The organism is Thiolapillus sp., assembly GCF_048562965.1.
GTDB lineage: Bacteria > Pseudomonadota > Gammaproteobacteria > Chromatiales > Chromatiaceae > Thiolapillus > Thiolapillus brandeum_A.
Window position 1 is genome coordinate 1 of record NZ_JBHNMF010000367.1, and the last position, 3302, is coordinate 3302.

3 protein-coding genes are annotated in these 3302 nt (G+C 51.5%); all 3 read right to left on the reverse strand.

Annotation, left to right across the window (positions count from 1 at the left end; all coding sequences use genetic code 11):
• Positions 1 to 849: TraV family lipoprotein (locus tag ACOCD2_RS14850; RefSeq protein WP_293688937.1), on the reverse strand; the 849-nt coding region annotated here is incomplete at its 3' end.
• A 42-nt stretch (positions 850 to 891) separates the two neighbouring features.
• Positions 892 to 2391, reverse strand: coding sequence for a TrbI/VirB10 family protein (locus ACOCD2_RS14855; RefSeq protein WP_293652938.1), 1500 nt, complete (start codon positions 2389 to 2391; stop codon positions 892 to 894).
• A gap of 11 nt (positions 2392 to 2402) precedes the next feature.
• On the reverse strand, positions 2403 to 3302 hold a 900-nt coding region (locus tag ACOCD2_RS14860; protein ID WP_293715170.1), incomplete at its 5' end, for a TraK domain-containing protein.

The window sequence follows — 3302 nt, forward strand, 5'->3', positions numbered from 1 at the left end:
TCTACCAGCCTTCGCTTCGCTCTCCATGGCTGGCAGCGGTTGTGTCATATTCGTTCTTTTTGAAGCTGGTAGAGAGGCCTCTCTTCCCTGGTAATTGTTCTTTGTTGTTGGATAGGTATGTGTAGCAGAATTTGCTTGTCGCATGTGACCAGGCTGATACCTGCGTCCCGCGCGCGCCCGCCGATTGAAGCGTTTGTGGTGACCGTTATCAATCAGCACGGGTAATGTTGGTTGAATCGCCCCAACCGCACTTTCACCAAAAGACCAACGACGTGGGGTAATTTCCGTGAAGACATAACCTGCCCAATGCAGGTCCTGATTCTGGTCGGTCCAAGGCGCCACCCATATCCGGGCGACTTCGGCTGGCTGCAGAACAGGCATGGGGGAGGAAGGCGAAACGATAAGCTGTTTCTGGTTAATATACGATTGGTAGACCGCACTGGACTTTTTGCCACGCCTTACAGATGTCACCTTAACCAAGGTGCCGGGTTGGCCTTCATCCTCTGTGAATTTTCCGGCGTTTCGGGGCACCTCCGTGCCGTTGTTTCCTCGAGCCTCGGAAGGCCGCGAAGAAGCCATTGCCCTGTAATCGTCTTCATCATTCAGTGGGTCATAGTACGTGCTTGATGATTCCGCTTCGTCTTTGTCTTGCTGGTTGGCACTGCGCAATTTATTGAGATCATTGATGTCATCACTATGGTCATATATCGTTATAGGGTCGGCGCAGGTAATACCGTCAGGCATACCGGGGCAGGAAAACTTATCCTTACCGCCAAGTCCACTACAACCACTGAGCATCCCGAATAGAGCCAACAATATGGAATGTGAGACTATTTTTCTAGTGAACATTATTAACGCTCTCTGTTTTCTGGTATCTATGGAAGTTAAAAGTTAGCCGAGTTTCAGGGTCGTACCCTTGACAACAATGATTGTGGCCTTGCGACCCGCGTCGACCTCGATTGTTGGCTTTATCTGGTCAACCAGGTCAAGATAAAACTCCGCGACTTTTTCGGAAGCGCTGCTCACACCGCCCAGTACACCAGCCTGCATCACATCAGGTGTGCTGTATTTCGTGGCCGGGGTGGCGTTCCCGCTGGCACCTGGAACACCAATGGTAATACCAGTGACACCTTGGGGTTCCAGTGCTTTTGAAAAACCAGACAACAGACCAGCAATAGCGGATCGGGTAAGGAGAGAACCTTGACGCATGATGAGGCGTCCGCGCAAACCAACCTTGCCATCTTCGCCAACGATATACCCATCAAGTGGGGCATCAATCACGCCGCCATCATCCCGTACGCAGCTTATGCGTTCGGTGCGCATGATGGCGCGCTCGATGGACATATCACCATATCCACCCGCTGTGACGAAACATTCCCTGATCTGCAAAGAATAATAATTTGGCAATATGGCGTCACGCTTTACCCGAATGGATACCGGCGTGGGGTTTCGGCGATTGGCATTTGATGTTACCGCATCCAGCCCGTTCAGAAGAATTCCACTGAACATGGAGCCCGAGGGCAAGTAAACATCCTTTGGCCGTTTTATCTCTTTCGCCAGATCTTTTGCCGCGCGGTCGGTGATGCCGCCGCCGTAGTTATCTCCTGCTTGCGAAACACCTCGTGGCGGCAAACCGGCACCGGGAAGACTACTGTAGGCTTGGTCGGTGTTTTCAGCGCCAGGCTCCTCATTCCCATTTGCTGTAAAGCGGCTTCCACCGGATACTACTCGGAGCGGAAACCGGGTTTCTGGTGGAGGAATTTCTTGGTCGGTGCTTCCAGGAAAAGCCGGAGGCTCATTGGTGAACCCACCTTGCCCAGGCGTTGATGCATTGGCGCTACCTGTTTCGGAGGCCATGCCAGGTATTTCAACCTGGTTATCGGCGCCACTGGGTTGACCGGTCGGCGTCAATGAAGGAATGTCGATTTTTTGAGGCCGCGGTATTGTACCACCCGAATTTTTCGCAGCGACATTTGTCTGCTGTGCCAATTGAGACTCAATACGCTTCAGTCGGTTGGTCAAATAATCAATGTCATTTTTGACTTCCCTGGTTTGATCTAAGTCCTGGCTGACGTTCATCTGGGAGATCAATTCTTGTATCTTTGTTTCAAAGAGCTTCTGCGTGGTTTGTATTTGGTCTTCAAGACGCCTCAACTTTCGGGTTGACGCCATTTGCTGGGCGCTCAATTCCTCAAGAGTGGCATCACGACGGTTGGGAACCATCACGTCAACTTCCACAGAGTCGTCCATTTGTTGGCGGGTATCTTTCTTGCCCGTAAGTTTGGTGCTAAGTAAGGCAAACATAAACAATATGATTACCGCAAAAAGCATCATATATTTCTTTTTTCGTCCCGGATCCAGAGACTCCCAGCGTTGTTTGAAGTTGACCATGACCTTACCCTTTATCTGGCGATTTCAAGAACGGGTGAATTTTTTTGGAACACGGAAGATGCCGTGTTGCCGCTGACGATGTATGCATAGGTATATTCGCCTGGGTTAAGGCGGGTACCATTGGCACCGAATGATACGGCCTTGACACCGGATTCGTAAAAAGAAGGCTCGGTCAACTCGACAGTTTCTTCACCGTTGTTGGTTAGCTTATACCGGTAGATGTCCAGCTTGGAGCTTGACCAGCGTTTATCCGGCATTCCGATAACTGGTCCGATGCGGATTTGCCCGACATTGATGCTAGCAACCACAAACCCTTCGGGTATATGCCCCGTCATGGCTTTCCGCAGAATGAATACCAGCTTCCGGGTGTACTCCTCCGGGGTGGGCATTTTCTTGTCTTCTGGCGCAGAATAGTTGGTAACCCGCCGATCAATTTGAAGAAGAATGTTCTGCGAAGGCGTGCCTTTCGGAATCAAGGTCAAAGAGGCCACCGGCAGGTCATTTTCCTCGTCAGTGATAAAGATCCCGAATGGCTTGTCATCCTTGGGTAGGATATAGACGTTGGAACCAATGGTCTGAATATCGGCGCCACTGGCATCGATGACTTGGGGTTTCTTATACGGTGTTGCGATACGGTTCGGCATCAGCTTGGATACCGTGAGAACCTCGGTAACACCATTGGTGATGTTGATGACCTTTGGATTGATAGCCGGTGGCATGTCGGGTGGAACGCCAAGGCCCGGCAATCCGCCATCCCGTATGCGACCGTTCGTACCGGGTAACGGCAAATCCAGAACGGTTGTCGGACGGCGCTTTGGCTGTTTCTTTTTCTGAACGACGGGGGCTGCCGCTACCTTGGGTGCTTTTTTCGCAGGCGCGGGTTTAGCCACGGCTGCCCGCTTTTCAGCGGT

Coding starts and splice junctions, on each gene's coding strand:
- ACOCD2_RS14855 (WP_293652938.1), bottom strand. CDS start 2,391: ATGGTCAACTTCAAACAACGCTGGGAGTCTCTGGATCCGGGACGAAAA.